At 62.1% G+C, this 17,935-nt stretch carries 17 protein-coding genes; 8 read left to right on the plus strand and 9 right to left on the minus strand.

The genetic code is table 11. From position 1 onward, the window contains the following. Positions 1-41: 41 nt before the first annotated feature. Complete coding sequence (sdhC, locus tag BLT65_RS44525; protein ID WP_091790455.1) at positions 42-458, minus strand: succinate dehydrogenase, cytochrome b556 subunit; 417 nt, start codon at positions 456-458, stop codon at positions 42-44. A gap of 151 nt (positions 459-609) precedes the next feature. Then, complete coding sequence (locus BLT65_RS44530; RefSeq protein WP_042317288.1) at positions 610-1,410, minus strand: GntR family transcriptional regulator; 801 nt, start codon at positions 1,408-1,410, stop codon at positions 610-612. Positions 1,411-1,958: 548 nt separating this feature from the next. Here BLT65_RS44530 and BLT65_RS44535 point away from each other — a divergent pair. The 7 genes from BLT65_RS44535 (at position 1,959) to acnA (ending at position 11,103) form a co-directional block, all read left to right on the plus strand. Then, positions 1,959-2,942 (plus strand): malate dehydrogenase, encoded by a 984-nt coding sequence (locus BLT65_RS44535; RefSeq protein ID WP_035999302.1) that lies wholly within the window; start codon positions 1,959-1,961, stop codon positions 2,940-2,942. Between the two features lie 211 nt (positions 2,943-3,153). Then, entirely contained in the window at positions 3,154-4,161 is a 1,008-nt protein-coding gene (locus BLT65_RS44540) for an HpcH/HpaI aldolase/citrate lyase family protein (protein WP_091790456.1), read from the plus strand. Beyond that, the gene (gene prpB / locus BLT65_RS44545; RefSeq protein WP_091790457.1) at positions 4,158-5,069 is read left to right on the plus strand and encodes a methylisocitrate lyase; all 912 of its coding nucleotides are present in this window, start codon (positions 4,158-4,160) and stop codon (positions 5,067-5,069) included. Before BLT65_RS44540 ends, prpB begins: the two co-directional genes overlap by 4 nt. 25 nt (positions 5,070-5,094) lie before the next feature. Then, entirely contained in the window at positions 5,095-6,270 is a 1,176-nt protein-coding gene (gene prpC, locus BLT65_RS44550) for a bifunctional 2-methylcitrate synthase/citrate synthase (protein WP_091790458.1), read from the plus strand. A 102-nt stretch (positions 6,271-6,372) separates the two neighbouring features. Then, a complete protein-coding gene (locus BLT65_RS44555; protein ID WP_007579555.1) occupies positions 6,373-6,858 on the plus strand; it encodes a hypothetical protein in 486 nt (161 codons plus the stop codon). A gap of 25 nt (positions 6,859-6,883) precedes the next feature. Beyond that, positions 6,884-8,335 carry a bifunctional 2-methylcitrate dehydratase/aconitate hydratase gene (locus BLT65_RS44560; protein WP_091790459.1) on the plus strand — a complete coding sequence of 484 codons (1,452 nt, stop codon included), beginning with the start codon at positions 6,884-6,886 and terminating at the stop codon, positions 8,333-8,335. A 50-nt stretch (positions 8,336-8,385) separates the two neighbouring features. Then, a complete protein-coding gene (gene acnA / locus BLT65_RS44565; RefSeq protein ID WP_091790460.1) occupies positions 8,386-11,103 on the plus strand; it encodes an aconitate hydratase AcnA in 2,718 nt (905 codons plus the stop codon). A 110-nt stretch (positions 11,104-11,213) separates the two neighbouring features. Here the strand turns inward: acnA and BLT65_RS44570 are convergent, their stop codons facing one another. Then, entirely contained in the window at positions 11,214-11,828 is a 615-nt protein-coding gene (locus tag BLT65_RS44570) for a LysE family translocator (RefSeq protein ID WP_091790461.1), read from the minus strand. 369 nt (positions 11,829-12,197) lie between these two features. Here BLT65_RS44570 and BLT65_RS44575 point away from each other — a divergent pair, with 369 nt between their 5' ends. Next, a complete protein-coding gene (locus BLT65_RS44575; protein ID WP_091790462.1) occupies positions 12,198-12,671 on the plus strand; it encodes an Lrp/AsnC family transcriptional regulator in 474 nt (157 codons plus the stop codon). A 110-nt stretch (positions 12,672-12,781) separates the two neighbouring features. On the opposite strand, the gene BLT65_RS44580 is transcribed toward BLT65_RS44575, so the two are convergent. The 6 genes from BLT65_RS44580 to BLT65_RS44605 all read right to left on the minus strand — a co-directional run bounded on the left by BLT65_RS44580 (position 12,782) and on the right by BLT65_RS44605 (position 17,934). Further along, entirely contained in the window at positions 12,782-13,357 is a 576-nt protein-coding gene (locus BLT65_RS44580; protein WP_042315667.1) for a lytic transglycosylase domain-containing protein, read from the minus strand. Beyond that, positions 13,357-14,154: a TadE/TadG family type IV pilus assembly protein gene (locus BLT65_RS44585; RefSeq protein WP_091790463.1), complete on the minus strand. Its 798-nt coding sequence runs from the start codon at positions 14,152-14,154 to the stop codon at positions 13,357-13,359. Before BLT65_RS44585 ends, BLT65_RS44580 begins: the two co-directional genes overlap by 1 nt. Then, entirely contained in the window at positions 14,136-14,408 is a 273-nt protein-coding gene (locus BLT65_RS44590; protein ID WP_244187077.1) for a DUF192 domain-containing protein, read from the minus strand. Before BLT65_RS44590 ends, BLT65_RS44585 begins: the two co-directional genes overlap by 19 nt. 74 nt (positions 14,409-14,482) lie before the next feature. Next, positions 14,483-15,364, minus strand: a complete 882-nt coding sequence (locus tag BLT65_RS44595) for a type II secretion system F family protein (protein WP_091790465.1) — start codon at positions 15,362-15,364, stop codon at positions 14,483-14,485. 7 nt (positions 15,365-15,371) lie between these two features. Continuing rightward, positions 15,372-16,214 (minus strand): type II secretion system F family protein, encoded by an 843-nt coding sequence (locus BLT65_RS44600; RefSeq protein WP_091790466.1) that lies wholly within the window; start codon positions 16,212-16,214, stop codon positions 15,372-15,374. 10 nt (positions 16,215-16,224) lie between these two features. After that, on the minus strand, positions 16,225-17,934 hold the full coding sequence (locus tag BLT65_RS44605) for a TadA family conjugal transfer-associated ATPase (protein ID WP_091790467.1): 1,710 nt from the start codon (positions 17,932-17,934) through the stop codon (positions 16,225-16,227). Position 17,935: the final 1 nt, after the last annotated feature.

The following is a 17,935-nucleotide window of genomic DNA, read 5'->3' on the forward strand; positions in this document are numbered from 1 at the left end:
CGAGGCGCTTGGAACCAACTCGGTTATTGGCGGACATGTTTTTAGAATGCTCCGAACAGTTTGAGCGCGAAGGCGATCGTCAGGATCGACGACACCACCAGCACGACGACCGACGTGCTCTTGCCACGCTCTTTCGAGACCGCGTCATGGTTCATGTCCATCGACAGATGGCGTACGCCCGCGCAGAAGTGGAACAGGAACGCCCACGCCAGCACCAGCACGATCAGCTTGACGATGATGTTGGACAGGAAGCCCTTGAACACCTCGTAGCTCAGTTCGGAGGTCAGGCTCTGGTCAAAGAGGTACAGCAGGAACGGAAGGAAGATGAACAGCAGGCCGCCGCTCACGCGGTGAAGAATCGACACCCGCCCCGCGAGAGGAAGACGGTATGCCGTCAATATCTGCCCGATACCGATGTTCCGGTATTCCGGCCTCGGTTTTTTTACGGCTTCTGCCATGCTAGACCCCTACTTGTAGTCACACTAATCCGCAATTTTAGCGCCTTTTCATTTCGCGCTGCAGCGTAACACTGCTCTGGCGAGCGTGCCGCGAAGCGCGCATGAAGGCCCGCGCAAGCCTTGCCGCAAGCCCACGGCAACGCTTTTTCTTTCAACTCAAATCGTTCTGATAGTAATACCCGGTTGTGACATACCATCCGCGCCGTACTTCGACGGGACGGTCACCATAGGTATAGGACACGCGCTCCACGGACAGCAACGGAAATCCCGTCGGCACGTGTAACAGATCGGCAACGGACGGGTCCGCGGCGACGGCGCGAATCTTCTCGGACGCGCGAATCATGCGCGTGCCGAACTCCGTTTCGAACATCGCGTAGAGCGGCCCCTTGTACTCCGACAGGCGCTCGAGCGTCAGCCCGCGGAACACGCCGCCCGGCAACCAGATTTCGTCGAGCACCGTGTCTTCGCCGTCGAATGTCAAAAGACGCTTGATCAGCACGACGGGATCGGCCGGCTTCAGGTCCAGCTGCCGCGCGATATCCGCCGATGCACGCAAGCGCCGGCATTCGAGCAGCCGGCTGATATGCGGATGCTCGGCGCCGTCGTCGGCGAGAAGACGGAGGAAGCGGAACTGCGCGCGCTCTTCGTTGTGCGTAGCAACAAAAGTGCCTTTGCCCTGACGGCGCACCAGCAGGTTGTCGGCGGCAAGCTCGTCGATCGCCTTGCGCACCGTGCCCTGGCTGACCTTGTAACGCGCGGCCAGTTCGACTTCACTGGGAATGATCTCGCCCGGCTTCCATTCACCCGACTCGAGGCTCTGCGTGATGAGCGCCTTGATCTGCTGGTAGAGAGGACTGAACGTCGGCGACGGCGCCGGCGTCGAGACAGGCGCAGCGTCGCCCGCGCCGGACGCGCCGGGAGGGTTCGCTGTGCTGGCCGGGTTCGAATTCATGCGCGCATTTCAACACAAAGCGCCTCATGCCGTCCAGATTTTTTGCCGTAATAGATATGTCTTATATAAGACATAAGATACGGTTGACTTTGTCCCGCCCGACTCCTACACTCCTTGTCGAGCAAGGGTTTGCGGGTTGTGCCACGCATTTTTGACAGCGCTTTATGTCAACAGCGTGATGCACCGGAAGGCCACCCTGCATCACGCTGTTCCCTCACGCAGTCCAGGTTTCGCTTCGCCCTGCATTGCCCGGCAAGTGCGCCGCAATGCCCCGCCGAAACGCGCTGTTTGCAGGAGCCCGCGCCATGCAGCGGCCTTGATATCGCGTCTATCATGACGCCGATCGCTGCAAGCACTATCCATCCCCGCGCTCGGCAGCACAGATTATCCGGCACGGCGGCTTCGCCGGCAGCGTGCCTTCGGGCCTTCTTCGGACCGCCTGCAGGGCTCGCGCAGCGAATTTGCCGTGCTAAAACCACGCTTCGCGTAACGCCCATATAGAATGGCGTTTTCCCTAGCGTTCAACGCATCGTCCTGGAGATTTCTCAATGGCTAAGCCCGCAAAGCGCGTTGCCGTCACCGGCGCCGCAGGTCAAATCGGTTACTCCCTGCTGTTCCGCATCGCCAATGGCGACATGCTCGGCAAGGATCAACCGGTCATCCTGCAACTGCTGGACCTGCCGCAAGCGCAAGCCGCCGTCAAAGGCGTCGTGATGGAACTCGAAGACTGCGCGTTCCCGCTGCTCGCGGGTGTCGTGGTCACTGACGATCCCAAGGTTGCGTTCAAGGATGCCGACGTCGCACTGCTGGTCGGCGCGCGTCCGCGTTCGAAAGGCATGGAGCGTAAGGACCTGCTGTCGGCCAACGCCGAAATCTTCACGGTGCAAGGCAAGGCACTGAACGAAGTGGCGAGCCGCGACGTGAAGGTGCTGGTCGTCGGCAACCCGGCGAACACGAACGCCTACATCGCGATGAAGTCGGCACCGGATCTGCCGAAGAAGAACTTCACGGCCATGCTGCGTCTGGACCACAACCGCGCGCTGTCGCAACTGGCTGCCAAGTCGGGCAAGCCGGTCGCTTCGATCGAAAAGCTGGTCGTGTGGGGCAATCACTCGCCGACCATGTACCCGGATTTCCGCGTCGCCACGGCAGAAGGCCAGGACCTGACCAAGCTGATCAACGACGAAGAATGGAACCGCAACACGTTCATCCCGACGGTCGGCAAGCGCGGCGCGGCGATCATCGAAGCGCGCGGCCTGTCGTCGGCGGCTTCGGCAGCGAACGCAGCGATCGATCACGTGCGTGACTGGGTGCTCGGCACGAACGGCAAGTGGGTCACGATGGGCATTCCGTCGGACGGTTCGTACGGCATCCCCGAAGACATCGTCTACGGCGTTGCCGTGACGTGCGAAAACGGCGAGTACAAGCGTGTCGAAGGCCTGCAGATCGATGCATTCGCGCGCGAAAAGATGGACAACACGCTGAACGAGCTGCTCGAAGAGCGCGAAGGCGTTCAGCACCTGCTCGGCTAATCGCCTGATGCAGAACAACCGGGACTCCGTTGCAGCGTGACGGGTTCCGGTTTTTTACGTTTGACAATCCTGCATGATGGTTTGCGCAGCAACTCATGCAGGGGTTCGCAACTGATTCGAGCGCGTTTTGATCTGACCGTCGTATATCACGGTCGTAAAAGACCAGAACGCGCCCGAATCAGAATTTCCAAACAGTACCCACACGCCGATAATGCGCGCACTGACTCCCGCCGAAGTCCTGTTTGACGGCGAAGCGCCGCCCACTGTCCTGCCTGCCTGCGACCACTACGCGGGCAGCGAGAAGCTGATGCTCAAATCGCTCGCTTTGCAGCAGGAGTTGGGCCCTGTCTTCGACATCACGCTCGATTGCGAAGACGGCGCGCAAGTGGGCCGCGAGGCGGAACATGCGGAACTGGTCGCGTCGCTGCTGGGCAGCGACCATGACCGTTTCGGCCGCGTCGGCGTGCGGATTCACGATTTCAACCACGCGCACTGGCGCGACGACGTGCGCCTCATCCTGCGCGCGGCAAAGCGCGCGCCTGCCTTCATCACACTGCCGAAAATCCGCAACGTGCCCGACGCCGCCGAAATGTGCGCGTTCATCGAGGCCACGCGGCGCGAGCTCGGCGTTGCGAAACCCGTTCCCGTCCAGTTGCTGATCGAAACGCATGGCGCATTGACGCGCGTGTTCGATCTGGCCGCGCTGCCCGCCGTCGAGTCCCTGAGCTTCGGCCTGATGGACTTCGTCTCCGCGCACGACGGCGCAATTCCCGATACCGCGATGCGCTCGCCAGGCCAGTTCGATCACCCGCTCGTGCGGCGGGCGAAACTCGAGATTTCGGCGGCCTGCCACGCGCATGGCAAGGTGCCGTCGCACAATGTATCGACGGAAGTGCGCGACATGGACGTCGTCGCGAACGACGCACTGCGCGCGCGCAACGAGTTCGGTTACGCACGCATGTGGAGCATTCACCCCGCGCAGATTCCCGCCATCGTGTCGGCCTTCGCGCCGCGCGACGAAGAAATCGCGACGGCGACGGAAATCCTGCTCGCCGCGCAGTCCGCGCAATGGGGCCCGACGCGCCATCGCGACACGCTGCACGATCGCGCGAGCTATCGATATTACTGGTCGGTGCTGCGCCGCGCCCGCTCGACGGGCCGCAGCGTGCCCGCCGAAGCCGCGCCGCTGTTCGGGCCAAACGAGGAATCCGCATCATGAGCAACGCCAACACATCCGCAGGCGCCGCGTTCCGCGCAGCCGTCGCCACCGAAAAACCGCTGCAGGTGGTCGGCGCGATCAACGCGAATCACGCGCTGCTCGCGCAACGCGCGGGCTTCAAGGCGATCTACGTGTCGGGCGGCGGCGTCGCGGCTGGCTCGCTGGGCTTGCCCGATCTCGGCATCTCGACGCTGGATGACGTTCTGACCGACGTGCGCCGCATCACCGATGTCTGCGATCTGCCGCTGCTGGTCGACGTCGACACGGGCTTCGGCCCGTCGGCGTTCAATATTGCGCGTACCGTGAAGGCGCTGACCAAGGCCGGCGCGGGCGCGATGCATATCGAAGACCAGGTCGGCGCGAAACGCTGCGGGCATCGACCGGGCAAGGCGATCGTGACGCAGGACGAGATGGTCGACCGCATCAAGGCGGCCGTCGACGCGCGCACCGATCCCAACTTCGTCATCATGGCGCGCACCGACGCGCTCGCCGTCGAAGGCCTGCAAGCGGCGATGGACCGCGCGATGGCCTGCGTCGAAGCCGGTGCCGACATGATCTTTCCGGAAGCGATGACGGAACTCGGCATGTACCGGCAGTTCGCGCAGGCCGTGAAGGTCCCCGTTCTCGCGAACATCACCGAATTCGGCGCGACGCCCCTATTCACCGTCGATGAACTGCGCGGCGCGGATGTCTCGCTGGTGCTGTATCCGCTGTCGGCGTTCCGCGCGATGAACAAGGCCGCCGAAAACGTTTACACGGCCATTCGACGCGACGGCACGCAAAAGAATGTCGTCGACACGATGCAAACGCGCGAAGAACTGTACGATCGCATCGGCTATCACGCGTACGAGCAGAAGCTCGACGCGTTGTTCAGCCAAGGTACGCGGAACAACGAGCAGGACAAGTAAGCGGCACATCAAGGAGACCCCTGGAATGAGCGATACGACGCAAGCGGCTGCACCGGGAACAACAAGCGGCTTCAAGCCGAAGAAATCCGTGGCCCTGTCGGGCGTGACGGCGGGCAACACCGCGCTCTGCACGGTCGGCAAGACGGGTAACGACCTGCACTACCGCGGCTACGACATTCTCGATATCGCCGGTGCCAGCGAATTCGAAGAGATCGCGTATCTGCTCGTACACGGCAAGCTACCCAACGTCGCCGAACTCGCCGCTTACAAGACAAAGCTCAAGGCGCTGCGCGGCCTGCCCGCGAACGTGAAGGCCGCGCTCGAATGGATTCCCGCCGCCGCGCACCCGATGGACGTGATGCGCACGGGCGTCTCCGTGTTGGGTACCGTGCTGCCCGAAAAAGACGATCACAACCTGCCGGGCGCGCGCGATATCGCCGACAAGCTGATGGCCTCGCTCGGCTCGATGCTGCTGTACTGGTACCACTACTCGCACAACGGCAAGCGGATCGAAGTCGAAACCGACGACGATTCGATCGGTGGCCACTTCCTGCATCTGCTGCATGGCGTGGAGCCGCCGAAATCGTGGGTCGATGCGATGCATGTGTCGCTGAATCTCTACGCGGAGCATGAATTCAACGCGTCGACGTTCACGGGCCGCGTGATCGCGGGCACGGGCTCGGACATGTATTCGGCCATCACGGGCGCGATCGGCGCGCTGCGCGGCCCGAAGCACGGCGGCGCCAACGAGGTCGCGTTCGAGATCCAGTCCCGCTACCAGACGCCGGATGAAGCAGAAGCCGACATCCGCCGCCGCGTCGAAAACAAGGAAGTCGTGATCGGCTTCGGACACCCCGTGTACACGATCTCCGATCCGCGCAACAAGGTGATCAAGGAAGTCGCGAAGAAGCTGTCGAAAGAGGCATCGAACATGAAGCTGTTCGATATCGCCGAGCGGCTCGAAGGCGTGATGGCCGACGCGAAGAAGATGTTCCCGAATCTCGACTGGTTCAGCGCGGTGTCGTATCACATGATGGGCGTGCCGACGGCCATGTTTACGCCGCTCTTCGTGATCTCACGCACGTCCGGCTGGGCCGCGCACATCATCGAGCAGCGCGTCGACAACAAGATCATTCGACCCAGCGCAAATTACACGGGTCCGGAGAATTTGAAGTTCGTGGCGCTAAATAGGAGAAAATAGCGTCCGCTGTGCGCTCTCGGGGCGCGTGCAGTACCCCGGCGGTTGCGAAATTGCAATCGCGCACTGTTTAAACTCTGAAATTAGATAGAAAGGTTCTCTCCCATGAAAAAACTGCTGATCGCTACCGTTATTGGCGCTCTGTCTTCGACGCTGCTGGTGACGGCGCCCAGCGCGTTCGCACAATCGACCACCACGGCCAAGCCGAAGGCGCCGCAGCCCAAGCGCCTGATCAAGCGCAAGCCGAATCCGGCCAAGGAAGCCAAGGTCGATCCGATTCCGGAAGGTGCGGAAAAGTGGTCGTGTAAGGAAGGTCTGTCGTTCGATCTGAAGGGCGACATGAAGCGCGACCAGATCGTCACCGTCCACTGGGGCAACAAGAACTACAACCTGCCGCGTGAAAACACGACGACGGGCGCAGACCGCTTCCATGACGCAGCAAGCGGCATGGATCTCGTCGTGATCCCGACCAAGGCAATGTTGTTCTCGGACAAGGACAGCTCGCGTCTGGCCGACGAATGCGTGACGGCCGCCATGTCGCAAGGCGCACCGGCACCGACGCAGTCGAACGCCGTCAACAAGGCTCAGTAAAACGGGCCGAACAGGACAAACCTCGATGTCCGCACCGATCTCCAACGTCCGGCCCAATCCGGACACAGTACTGGTCGATATCGTCGACTATGTGCTGAATTACAAGCTCGGGAGCGATCTCGCGCTGGAGACGGCGCGCAATTGCCTGATCGACACGCTCGGCTGTGGGCTCGAGGCCCTGTCTTACCCTGCCTGCACCAAGCTGATGGGACCGATCGTGCCCGGCACGATCGTCCCAAACGGCGCCAAGGTGCCTGGCACGTCGTTCCAGCTGGATCCTGTGCAAGCCGCGTTCAACATCGGCGCCATGATCCGCTGGCTCGACTTCAACGACACCTGGCTTGCGGCCGAATGGGGCCATCCGTCCGATAACCTCGGCGGCATTCTCGCGACGGCCGACTGGCTCTCGCGCACCGCCATCGCCAACGGCAAAAAGCCGCTCGCGATGAAAGACGTCCTGATCGCGATGATCAAGGCGCACGAAATTCAAGGCTGCATCGCGCTCGAAAATTCGTTCAACAAGGTCGGCCTCGACCATGTGCTGCTCGTGAAGCTCGCTTCGACGGCCGTGGTAGGCCAGTTGCTTGGACTGTCGCGCGATGAGCTGATCAACGCAGTCTCGCAGGCGCTTGTCGATGGACACGCGCTGCGTACCTACCGCCATGCGCCGAACACGGGCTCGCGCAAGTCCTGGGCAGCAGGCGACGCCACGTCGCGCGCGGTGCGTCTCGCGCTGATCGCGAAGACGGGCGAAATGGGCTATCCGTCCGTGCTGAGCGCGAAAACGTGGGGCTTCTACGACGTGCTGTTCAAAGGACAGCCGTTCCGGTTCCAGCGCCCGTACGGCTCGTACGTGATGGAGAACGTGCTCTTCAAGATTTCGTTTCCCGCCGAATTCCACGCGCAAACGGCTGCCGAAGCAGCGATGACGCTGCACGAGCAACTGCGCGCGAGCGGCAAGCGCGTCGAAGACATCGCGAAGATCACGATCCGCACGCACGAAGCGGCGATCCGCATCATCGATAAAACAGGCCCGCTGAACAATCCGGCCGACCGCGATCACTGTATTCAGTACATGATCGCCGTGCCGCTGATTTTCGGCCGTCTGACGGCTGCCGATTACGAAGACGAAGTCGCGCGCGACCCGCGTATCGACGCGCTGCGCGACAAGATGGCGTGCGTGGAAGACCCGCAGTTCACGAAGGATTATCACGACCCTGACAAGCGCTCGATTGCGAACGCGCTGACAATCGGGTTCGCCGACGGATCGACGTTCGACGAAGTCGTTGTCGAATATCCGCTCGGTCACAAGCGTCGCCGCGCCGAAGGCATCCCGCTGCTGGTCGAGAAATTCAGGACGAATCTCGCGCGGCGCTTTCCGGCGAAGCAACAGCAAGCGATCCTCGATGTGTCGCTGGACCAGGCAAAGTTAGAAGCGATGCCGGTCAATGAATACGTCGATCTGTACGTCGTGTGAGTTCAGAAACGTAGCAACGTCATTTCCTCGAAAACCCCAGGAAAATTACCATGGCCCACAACCTCCACAAAACGCTCAAGGAATTCGACAGCGGTTCCGGCAAAGGCAAGTTCTACTCGCTGCCGCAGCTTGGTAAAGCACTGAACGTGAAGATCGACCGCCTGCCGGTGTCGATCCGCCTCGTTCTGGAATCGGTGCTGCGTAACTACGACGGCAAGAAGATCTCGGAAGAACACATCGAGCAGCTCGCGAACTGGAAGCCGACGGCCTCGCGCGTCGACGAAATTCCGTTCGTCGTCGCACGTGTCGTGCTGCAGGACTTCACGGGCGTGCCGCTGCTGGCCGACATCGCAGCCATGCGCGGCGTCGCGCAGCGCGCGGGCAAGAACCCGAAGTCGATCGAACCGCTGGTCCCGGTCGATCTCGTCGTCGATCACTCGGTGCAGATCGACCACTTCCGCGAGAAGGGCGCGCTGGACCTGAACATGAAGCTGGAATTCCAGCGCAACAACGAGCGCTACCAGTTCATGAAGTGGGGCATGCAGGCGTTCGACACGTTCAAGGTCGTGCCGCCGGGCGTCGGTATCGTTCACCAGGTGAACCTCGAATACCTCGCACGCGGCGTACACAAGAAGGCTGAGAACGGCGAATCCGTGTACTACCCGGACACGCTGGTCGGCACGGACAGCCACACGACGATGATCAACGGCATCGGCGTGGTCGGCTGGGGCGTGGGCGGCATCGAAGCGGAAGCGGGCATGCTCGGCCAGCCGGTGTACTTCCTGACGCCGGACGTGGTCGGCGTCCACCTGAAGGGCAAGCTGCGCGAAGGCGTGACGGCGACCGACCTGGTCCTGACCATCACCGAACTGCTGCGCAAGGAAAAGGTTGTCGGCAAGTTCGTCGAGTTCTTCGGCGAAGGCACGCGCTCGCTGTCGCTGCCGGACCGCGCGACGATCGGCAACATGGCGCCCGAATACGGCGCGACGATGGGCTTCTTCCCCGTCGACGAAAAGACGATCGACTACTTCAAGGGCACGGGCCGCACGGACGCCGAAATCTCCGCCTTCGAAAACTACTTCAAGGCGCAGGATCTGTTCGGCATTCCGGACGCTGGCGATATCGACTACACGAAGATCGTCACGCTGGATCTGGGCACGGTCGCGCCGTCGCTGGCTGGCCCGAAGCGCCCGCAAGACCGCATCGAAATCGGCAACGTGAAGTCCACGTTCACGGATCTGTTCTCGAAGCCGGTCGGTGAAAACGGCTTTGCGAAGAAGTCGGCCGATCTCGACGCGCAGTACACGACGACCAACGGCGTCAACGTGAAGAACGGCGACATCCTGATCGCCGCGATCACGTCATGCACGAACACGTCGAACCCGAGCGTGCTGCTGGCGGCTGGCCTGCTGGCGAAGAAGGCGGTCGAAGCCGGTCTGGAAGTGGCGCCGCACATCAAGACGTCGCTGGCGCCGGGATCGCGTATCGTCACCGAGTACCTGACGAAGACGAACCTGCTGCAATACCTCGACAAGCTCGGCTTCACACTGGCCGCTTATGGTTGCACGACCTGTATCGGCAACGCGGGCGACCTGACGCCGGAACTGAACGAAGCGATCACGAAGAACGACATCGTCGCGGCAGCCGTGCTGTCGGGCAACCGTAACTTCGAAGCGCGTATCCACCCGAACATCCGCGCGAACTTCCTGGCTTCGCCGCCGCTGGTCGTCGCTTACGCGATCGCGGGCAACATCACGCGCGACCTGATGACGGAACCCGTCGGCAAGGGCACGGGCGGCAAGGACATCTACCTCGGCGACATCTGGCCGACTAGCGAAGAAGTCAACGCGCTGCTGAAGTTTGCGCTGGACGCCGATGCGTTCCGCGCGAACTACGCGCAGCTCACGAAGAAGGGCGACCTGTGGAGCAAGATCGAGGGCGAAGAAGGCCAGGTCTACGACTGGCCGAAGTCGACCTACATCGCGGAGCCGCCGTTCTTCGGCAAGGAATTCTCGATGGAACCGGCTTCGAGCATCGCTGCTGTGAAGGGTGCGCGCGCTCTCGGCATCTTCGGTGACTCGGTCACGACCGACCACATCTCGCCGGCAGGCTCGATCAAGGAAGACTCGCCCGCAGGCAAGTGGCTGAAGGCGAACGGCGTGCAGAAGGCCGACTTCAACAGCTACGGCTCGCGCCGCGGCAACCACGACGTGATGATGCGCGGCACGTTCGCGAACGTCCGTATCAAGAACCTGATGATCCCGGCAAAGGCAGACGGCACGCGCGTCGAAGGCGGCCTGACGATCCACCAGCCGAGCGGCGAACAGCAGTCGATCTACGACGCAGCGATGAAGTACATCGACGCCGGCACGCAGACGGTCATCTTCGCGGGCGAAGAGTACGGCACGGGCTCGTCGCGTGACTGGGCGGCGAAGGGCACGCAGTTGCTGGGCGTGAAGGCTGTGGTCGCACGCAGCTTCGAGCGTATCCACCGCTCGAACCTGGTCGGCATGGGCGTTCTGCCGCTGCAGTTCAAGGGCACGGACAGCGTCCAGTCGCTGAACATCACGGGCGAAGAAACGTACGACATCGAAGGCCTCGGCGACGACTTCAAGCCGCAACAGGAAGTCACGCTGGTGATCCATCGCAAGGACGGTTCGGATCAGCGCGTGCAGGTTCTGCTGCGTATCGACACGCCGATCGAAGTCGACTACTACAAGCACGGTGGTATTCTGCCGTTCGTGCTGCGCTCGCTGCTCGCGGCGTAAGTTATCGCTTTGCAGGTGCTGCGTTCTCGTCGAGGACGCAGTGCATTTTAGAGGCCCGGTTTATCCGGGCTTTTTTTTCGGCTGGCGAAATTGGGCGGCTGAAGATCGACTCAGTGAGCGGCGGCCATCAATACCCCCATTCCCACCAGCAAGGCGCTCGAGACCCGATTGAATGCCTTCAGGCGACTTGGCCGGCGCAGGAGGGTGCCCAGCCGGTGCGAAAGGAGCGCGTTCGAGATGACCCCCAGTACAAAGAGCAGCGTGAAGGTCGCGGCCAGCACCACATACTGTTCGAGGGCCGACCACTGCGCGTCCGCGCTTATGAATTGCGGAATGAACGACGGAAAGACAAGCAGCGACTTGGGGTTGAGTCCCGACGTCGCGAAGCCGCGCCAGAACAGACCGCGCTGCACGTGCTCAGCGGCGTTCGGCTCCGCAAGGCTCGCGGAGCGCCATTGCTTGCAACCCAGATACACGAGGTATGCGGCGCCCGTCCAGCGCATGAACGCCAGCGAATGTTCGCTGACCAGCAGCATCGAGTGCAGGACAAGCGCGGTAAGCACGAGCTGCAGCACGAGCGCGCACGTTGCGCCCCAGACGCATGGCAGCGCCGAGCGCCAGCCGGCCTGCATGGACTGGCCTATCGTCAGCACGTTGACGGGCCCCGGCGAGTAGATCAGCACCAGAGAGGCGATGAGGAAAGAAACATAGGGCTGCGTAAGCATCGTGATTTCCTTCGTTGCCGGATCGCGTGCTTCGCGTCGGCAAATGCGAGTGAGAGGGACCCGCCGGAGTTCGGTTGGTCGAAAGCCCCCGTGCCCGATATGCGTCTCGCCCGAGCTGTGAAGCCCGATATCGTCAGCGTGGGGCCACCTCGATCGGAGGCGACGAATCATCCGGGCGCGGCTCCTGGCCGCTGCGGAGGACCGAGCCGGTGAGATGGCCGGCGAGGCCGTTCCCGGGCGCGGAAGCATGGTGAAAATATAGGCGTCAGCGCGCTATAAAGGCTTCCGAATTGCCCGTGATTTCTACCGAAATGCGGGACGTTGTTCGGTTAGAATGGAATTCATGTTGACATTCTTCCTTCTATCGCCATGACAACGCGAAATCGTCCACTGGACAACCAGGATCGGAAGATCCTGCGCGAGCTTCAGAAGAACGCGCGCCTGACCAATGCGGAGCTGGCGGAACTCGTCGGGATGTCCACCACGGCGTGCTGGAATCGCACGCGCCAACTCGAAAACGACGGCTACATTACCGGCTATGTCGCGCTACTCGACCAGAAGAAGCTCGGCCTGGCCGACATCGTCCTGCTAGAGATCACGCTAGATCGCCACGACGAGGATGCCCTGGCGCGCCTTGGCCCCGAACTGGCTGCCTTGCCTGAAGTGCTGGAGGCCTATCTCGTGTCGGGCGAATACGACTACCTCGTGAAAGTGGCCGTGGACGGTACCGCCGGGTACGAGCGATTCCTGCGCGACAAGCTGTACCGCATCTCGGGCATCCGCCACAGCCGGTCGATGTTTGCGTTGCGCTGCATGAAGAGCGTTCCGTCGGTACAGGTCTGATCGGCCGTTCTGCGACACCTCGGTAGCCCCTTGCATCCCGCTACCTTCGCTGTGCTGCGTAATGACAAATCAACTGCGAGATAGGGGCACCGCTTTTTCACCGCTACGCGCTATCGCCGATAAACCGCCACCCGCTCCATCACCCGCCGAACGTACTTCTGCGTTTCCGCATATGGCGGAACCGTACCGCCGAACTTACGCACCGCCCCTTCCCCCGCGTTATACGCCGCGAGCGCCAGCGACACATCGCCAAACGTCGCAAGCAGCGTATCGAGCAAGCGCGTGCCCGCGACTACGTTCTGGTAAGGATCGAACAGATCGTCCGCGCCTTGCCGTGCGCCTGTTTGCGGCATCAGCTGCATCAACCCTCTTGCGCCCTTTGGCGACACGGCAAACGGATCGCCGCCCGATTCGACATCGATGACAGCCATCAGCAGCGCTTTATCGACACCAATACGCTTCGCGACATCATCAACAAGCGCCGTCCACGCGAGCACTTTCGAACGCGCGCGCTGAGCCTCCAACGGCGCGCCGAACTCGACGATCAACGGCGTATCCGAAACGACACCGACACCCGCATCGGCATCGACGCCCTTCAACCCGCCGATCATCATCTCCACTCGCCCGGACCCGTGCGCATCGCTCACGACACACGCCATCACCCCGAGCAACAGCATTCGGTGCATCAACGCCCCGCCGTCGCATGCACTTCGTTCGCCGCCTCCGCGCGAAACGGCGACTGCATCCGCACAACCGCCTCGGATTCCAGCGCAACGGGCCAACGCTGGCTTTGCCATCCATCGGCAAGCGTCGTCTTGCATAAACTGTCGGGCCGCTTCGGCGAGCCATACGCGTCGACGTTCGCTTCTGCAGGCTCGCGCGAAAACACGCCGTTCGCTGCGATATCGCCGATCACATTCGTCGCGTAGTACAGCACCTTGTTTGCAACGGGCACGATCAGATCGAAGCAATAATGCACGCGCAGCTTCAGCAGATTCGCGTCCTGCACATTCACATCCGATTCCGCGCCGTGTGCGGTGTCGCGATACATCAGCATGTCATTGGGGATTTCATCGCGCGTCACGCCTTCAGCGGGATAGACACGCGGACGAGCGAAGTCGCGCATCATCGCCGCCGTCGGGCTGACGATCTCGATCGAGGCCGCCTCGCCCACTGCACGCCGCGCCGCAAGCAGCGCCGACTGCACACCCGTTGCGTCAGCGCTGCGCGCATACAACGGCGCGAGTCCACGCGCGAGTCCCGCTTGCATCGTATCGATCGAACCGTGATTGACGGCCCCTTCGCGCGCGGCTTCGAGCACGGCGACATCGAGCGTCGACTTCGCCTGATACAGCAGCACGAACTGCACGGTCACGAAGCCGAAGAACAGCAACAGCGGCGCGACAACGAGAAACTCCGTCATCCCTTGCCCCGTCATCCTGCGTCTGCGCATGCTTCGCCACTTCACGTCGACGCCCTCCATTCGAGCCTGTCGCCGACTTCGATACGCGACGCCTGCGCCGCATGCGCGCGCATCTCCAGCGCCGCTCGCGCACGCCAGCAGACGAGCATGCGAGCGCTGCCCACATTTCGATGAATCGACAGCACGTGCCCACGCCTGTCGATAAAGACCACGTCGATCGGAAAACGCATGCCGAACGTATGCACGGCATTGCACGGTTCGAGCCACAGCGCGTGATCCGCATCGAGTGCAACACGCCCAAGCAATCCGCGCATTCGCTCGACCGCCCTGTCAGCGACTTCGACTGCGATACGAGCCAACTCTCCGCGATGAACCAGACGCGCATGCCTCACAGCAAGCCCTCCTGCATGAACTTCATCGCAATCGGAAAGCCAAGCACGATGAACGTCACAGGAAAGATGAACATCAGCAACGGAAACACCAGCTTGACGGGCGCTTCCATCGCCTGTTTCTCCGCGCGCTGGAAGCGTTCCGCGCGCCGCTGCTCCGACTGGAAGCGCAACGTCTTCGCGAGACCCGAGCCCATCCGTTCCGCTTGCGCGATCGTGCGGATCAGGTTCGACACTTCGCCGATCCGCTGACGTTCGTCGAGACGCCGCAGCGCATCGGTGCGATTCAAACCCGATTTCAGATCGCGCAGTACGTGTTCGAACTCGCGCCGCAATGGCCCATCGGGGCCTTTCTCGACCGCCTTCTGAAGCGCACCGTTGATATTGAGTCCCGCTTCGACGGCAAGCGTCAGAAAGTCGAGATAGACGGGCAACTGGCGCAGCACCATAGCGACGTGACGCCGGCGTACGTCGCGCATCCAGATACGCGGATAGACATAGCCGACGCACATCACCAGCACCAGAACGGCCCGCGAAAACAGACCGCTTGCGAACATCACCGCCAACGCGACAAGCAACGCGCTCACTGATGACACCATCGACAGGGCAAGAAACTGCCGTGCGTTCATCAGAAAGTTGAGCGACGTGAGACGCAACTGCGCATCGGAGCGCTCGATCAGACGCGCGCTGAACCGGCGAGTGCCATAGTGCGCGACAACGTTGACGGCCGGCCACACGAAGCGCAGCAACGGCGGCAACGGATCGAGCCAGGTGCGGTCTTCCTTTGGCACATCGCGTATCAATCTGCGCATCGAGTGCAGTGCGAGCACACACACTGCTATCAATCCCGCGCCAATCGCAAACGAGAGAATCAGCCGCATGACATGCCTACACGTTGATACGCACGATGCGCGCAATCGACTGATAGCCGAGAAACTCCATCACCGCGATCACGGCGAGCGTTCCCCAGCCGATCGGCGTCGTGAACAGCGGCGCCATCGCGACAGGCTCCATCGCGCGCAGCACCATCATCAGAAAGAGCGGCAGACACGTCATCACGATTCCCTGCATGCGTCCCTGCGAAGTCAGCGCGCGAATCTTGCCTTCCATCTGCAGCTTGTCACGCAACGTGCGCGCGACGGATTCGAGCGCTTCCGCGAGATTGCCGCCCACTTCGCGCGAAATGGTCACGGCTGCCGTCACCATCATGAAGTCGGGTACAGGTATGCGTTTTTCGATGTTGCGCATCGCGATGTCGAGATCGATGCCGAGCCGGATTTCGCGCAGCAGCAGATCGAACTCCTGCGAGATCGGCGGCGCCGATTCCTGCACGCCGCTTTCGAGCGCGATCGGCAGGCTCGCGCCTGCGCGTAACGCGCCCGCGATCATCAACAGCATGTCCGGCAACTGGCGCTCGAGCGTCAGGATGCGGCGTGTGCGCATCCACGCAAGCACCCGGCGCGGCACGAACCACACCAGCGGCAACGACGCGAGCGCAACCAGAACGCTGCCACTCAACGCGAACACGAGCACAGGTAATACGACCGTCGCGCTCAACGTCGCGGCGGCCGCTTTCTGACGGTTCACGAACACGAAGACATCGGCAAGCGACTGCTCGACCTCGGCTGCCAGATGACGCATGCCGTTCGCAAGCGCGAGCCGCACCGCGCGCGTCGCCAACCAGACCGAAATCGACGCGCCGCAGAACACCGCTACAAGAATAAACGTCATCGCCGAAACCTCACTCGCTGCGCGTGAAAATCGATGTATCGACGGGAATGCGGCGGCGTATCAGATCCTGATAGAAGTCGGGGATATACGACGTCGGCACGAATTGCCCGCGAATCTTGCCGTTGTCGTCGAGGCCCGCTTCCCTGAACACGAACACGTCCTGTAACTGGATCACGCCCGACTCGATGCCGCTCACTTCCGTGATGTGCGTCACGCGCCGCGAGCCGCACGAAAAGCGCGTCTGCTGCACGATGATGTCGACGGCGGCGCATACCTGCTCGCGAATTGCCTGCACGGGCAGATCGAGTCCCGCCATCAACGTCATCACTTCGAGACGCGCAATGCAATCGCGCGGCGAGTTCGCGTGCGCCGTAGTCAACGAGCCGTCGTGACCCGTGTTCATCGCCTGCAGCATGTCGAGCGCTTCGCCGCCGCGGCATTCGCCGACCACGATCCGGTCGGGGCGCATGCGCAAGCAGTTGCGCACCAGTTCGCGGATCGTCACGGCGCCCTTGCCTTCCAGATTCGCGGGCCGCGTTTCGAGCGCGACGAGATTCGGCTGCGACAGTTGCAGTTCGGCGGCATCTTCGACGGTGACGATGCGCTCCGCGTCGGGGATATAGTCCGACAGCACATTGAGCAGCGTGGTCTTGCCCGACCCCGTGCCGCCCGATATGACGATGTTCGCGCGATGCTCGACAGCCGTGCGCAAGAACGCGAGCATCGCGTGTGACAGCGAGCCGAAGGTCTGCAGATCGTCGCCACGCAGCTTGTGCTGCGGAAACTTTCGCACCGTCATGCTCGGCCCTTTCAGCGCAAGCGGCGGAATCACCGCGTTCACGCGCGAGCCGTCTTTCAGGCGCGCGTCGACCATCGGCGAGCTTTCATCGATGCGTCGGCCGATCGGCGCGACGATCCGCTCGATCGCGCCCAGCACCGCGCGCTCGTCGGTGAAGATCACGGGCGAGCGCACCAGCCGCCCTTGCTGCTCGACGAAAATCTCATCGTGCCTGTTGACCATGATCTCGGAGATCGTCGCGTCGGCGATCAGTTCTTCGAGCGGACCCAGTCCGATGATTTCGTCGAACACGCTTTTCTTGAGCGCCGGCAGCGGGATGCCCGGACGACGAAAGCTCGCGTCGCGCGCGAGGATGTCGTCGAGCGCGTCGCTGACCGTCGTGCGCAGTTCGTCGTCGGCCATTCGCGAAACATTCAGGCGGCGCAAGTCGAGCGCGGCGATCACCTTCATGTGCAGCAGCTTGCGAAGCTCGATGCCTTCAGCGCGGTTGATCGGCGCGACAAGCGGTGGTGCAGCCGCGCGCGAAACGGCGACATGCACAGGATGCGGCTCGGGTTCGTCCGGCACGGAAGGCTGAGGCATAGTCTGTTCGACATCCTGCCGCGTCACATTCGCAGCCTCGGCGAGTCCGACTTGCATCGCATCGACCTTCAACACGGTCATGCCGATTTCGATCTGATCCCCTTCCGCAAGCGGCCCATAACGCACGACGGGCGAGCCGTTCACCGTGGTCGCGACAATGCCGCCTTGATCTTCGACATACCACGCATGGAAATCCTTCACGATGCGCGCATGCGTGCGGCCGACCAGCATGCCCTTGATCACGATATCGCACGCCGCATCGCGGCCGATCGTACACACGTGATCGACGTGGAAGGTCCGCGCGGGCGCATTGCGCGATTGCACTTGCAGTTTCAGCATG

The sequence above is a fragment of the Paraburkholderia steynii genome (genome assembly GCF_900100565.1).
In the GTDB taxonomy this organism is placed as follows: domain Bacteria; phylum Pseudomonadota; class Gammaproteobacteria; order Burkholderiales; family Burkholderiaceae; genus Paraburkholderia; species Paraburkholderia terrae.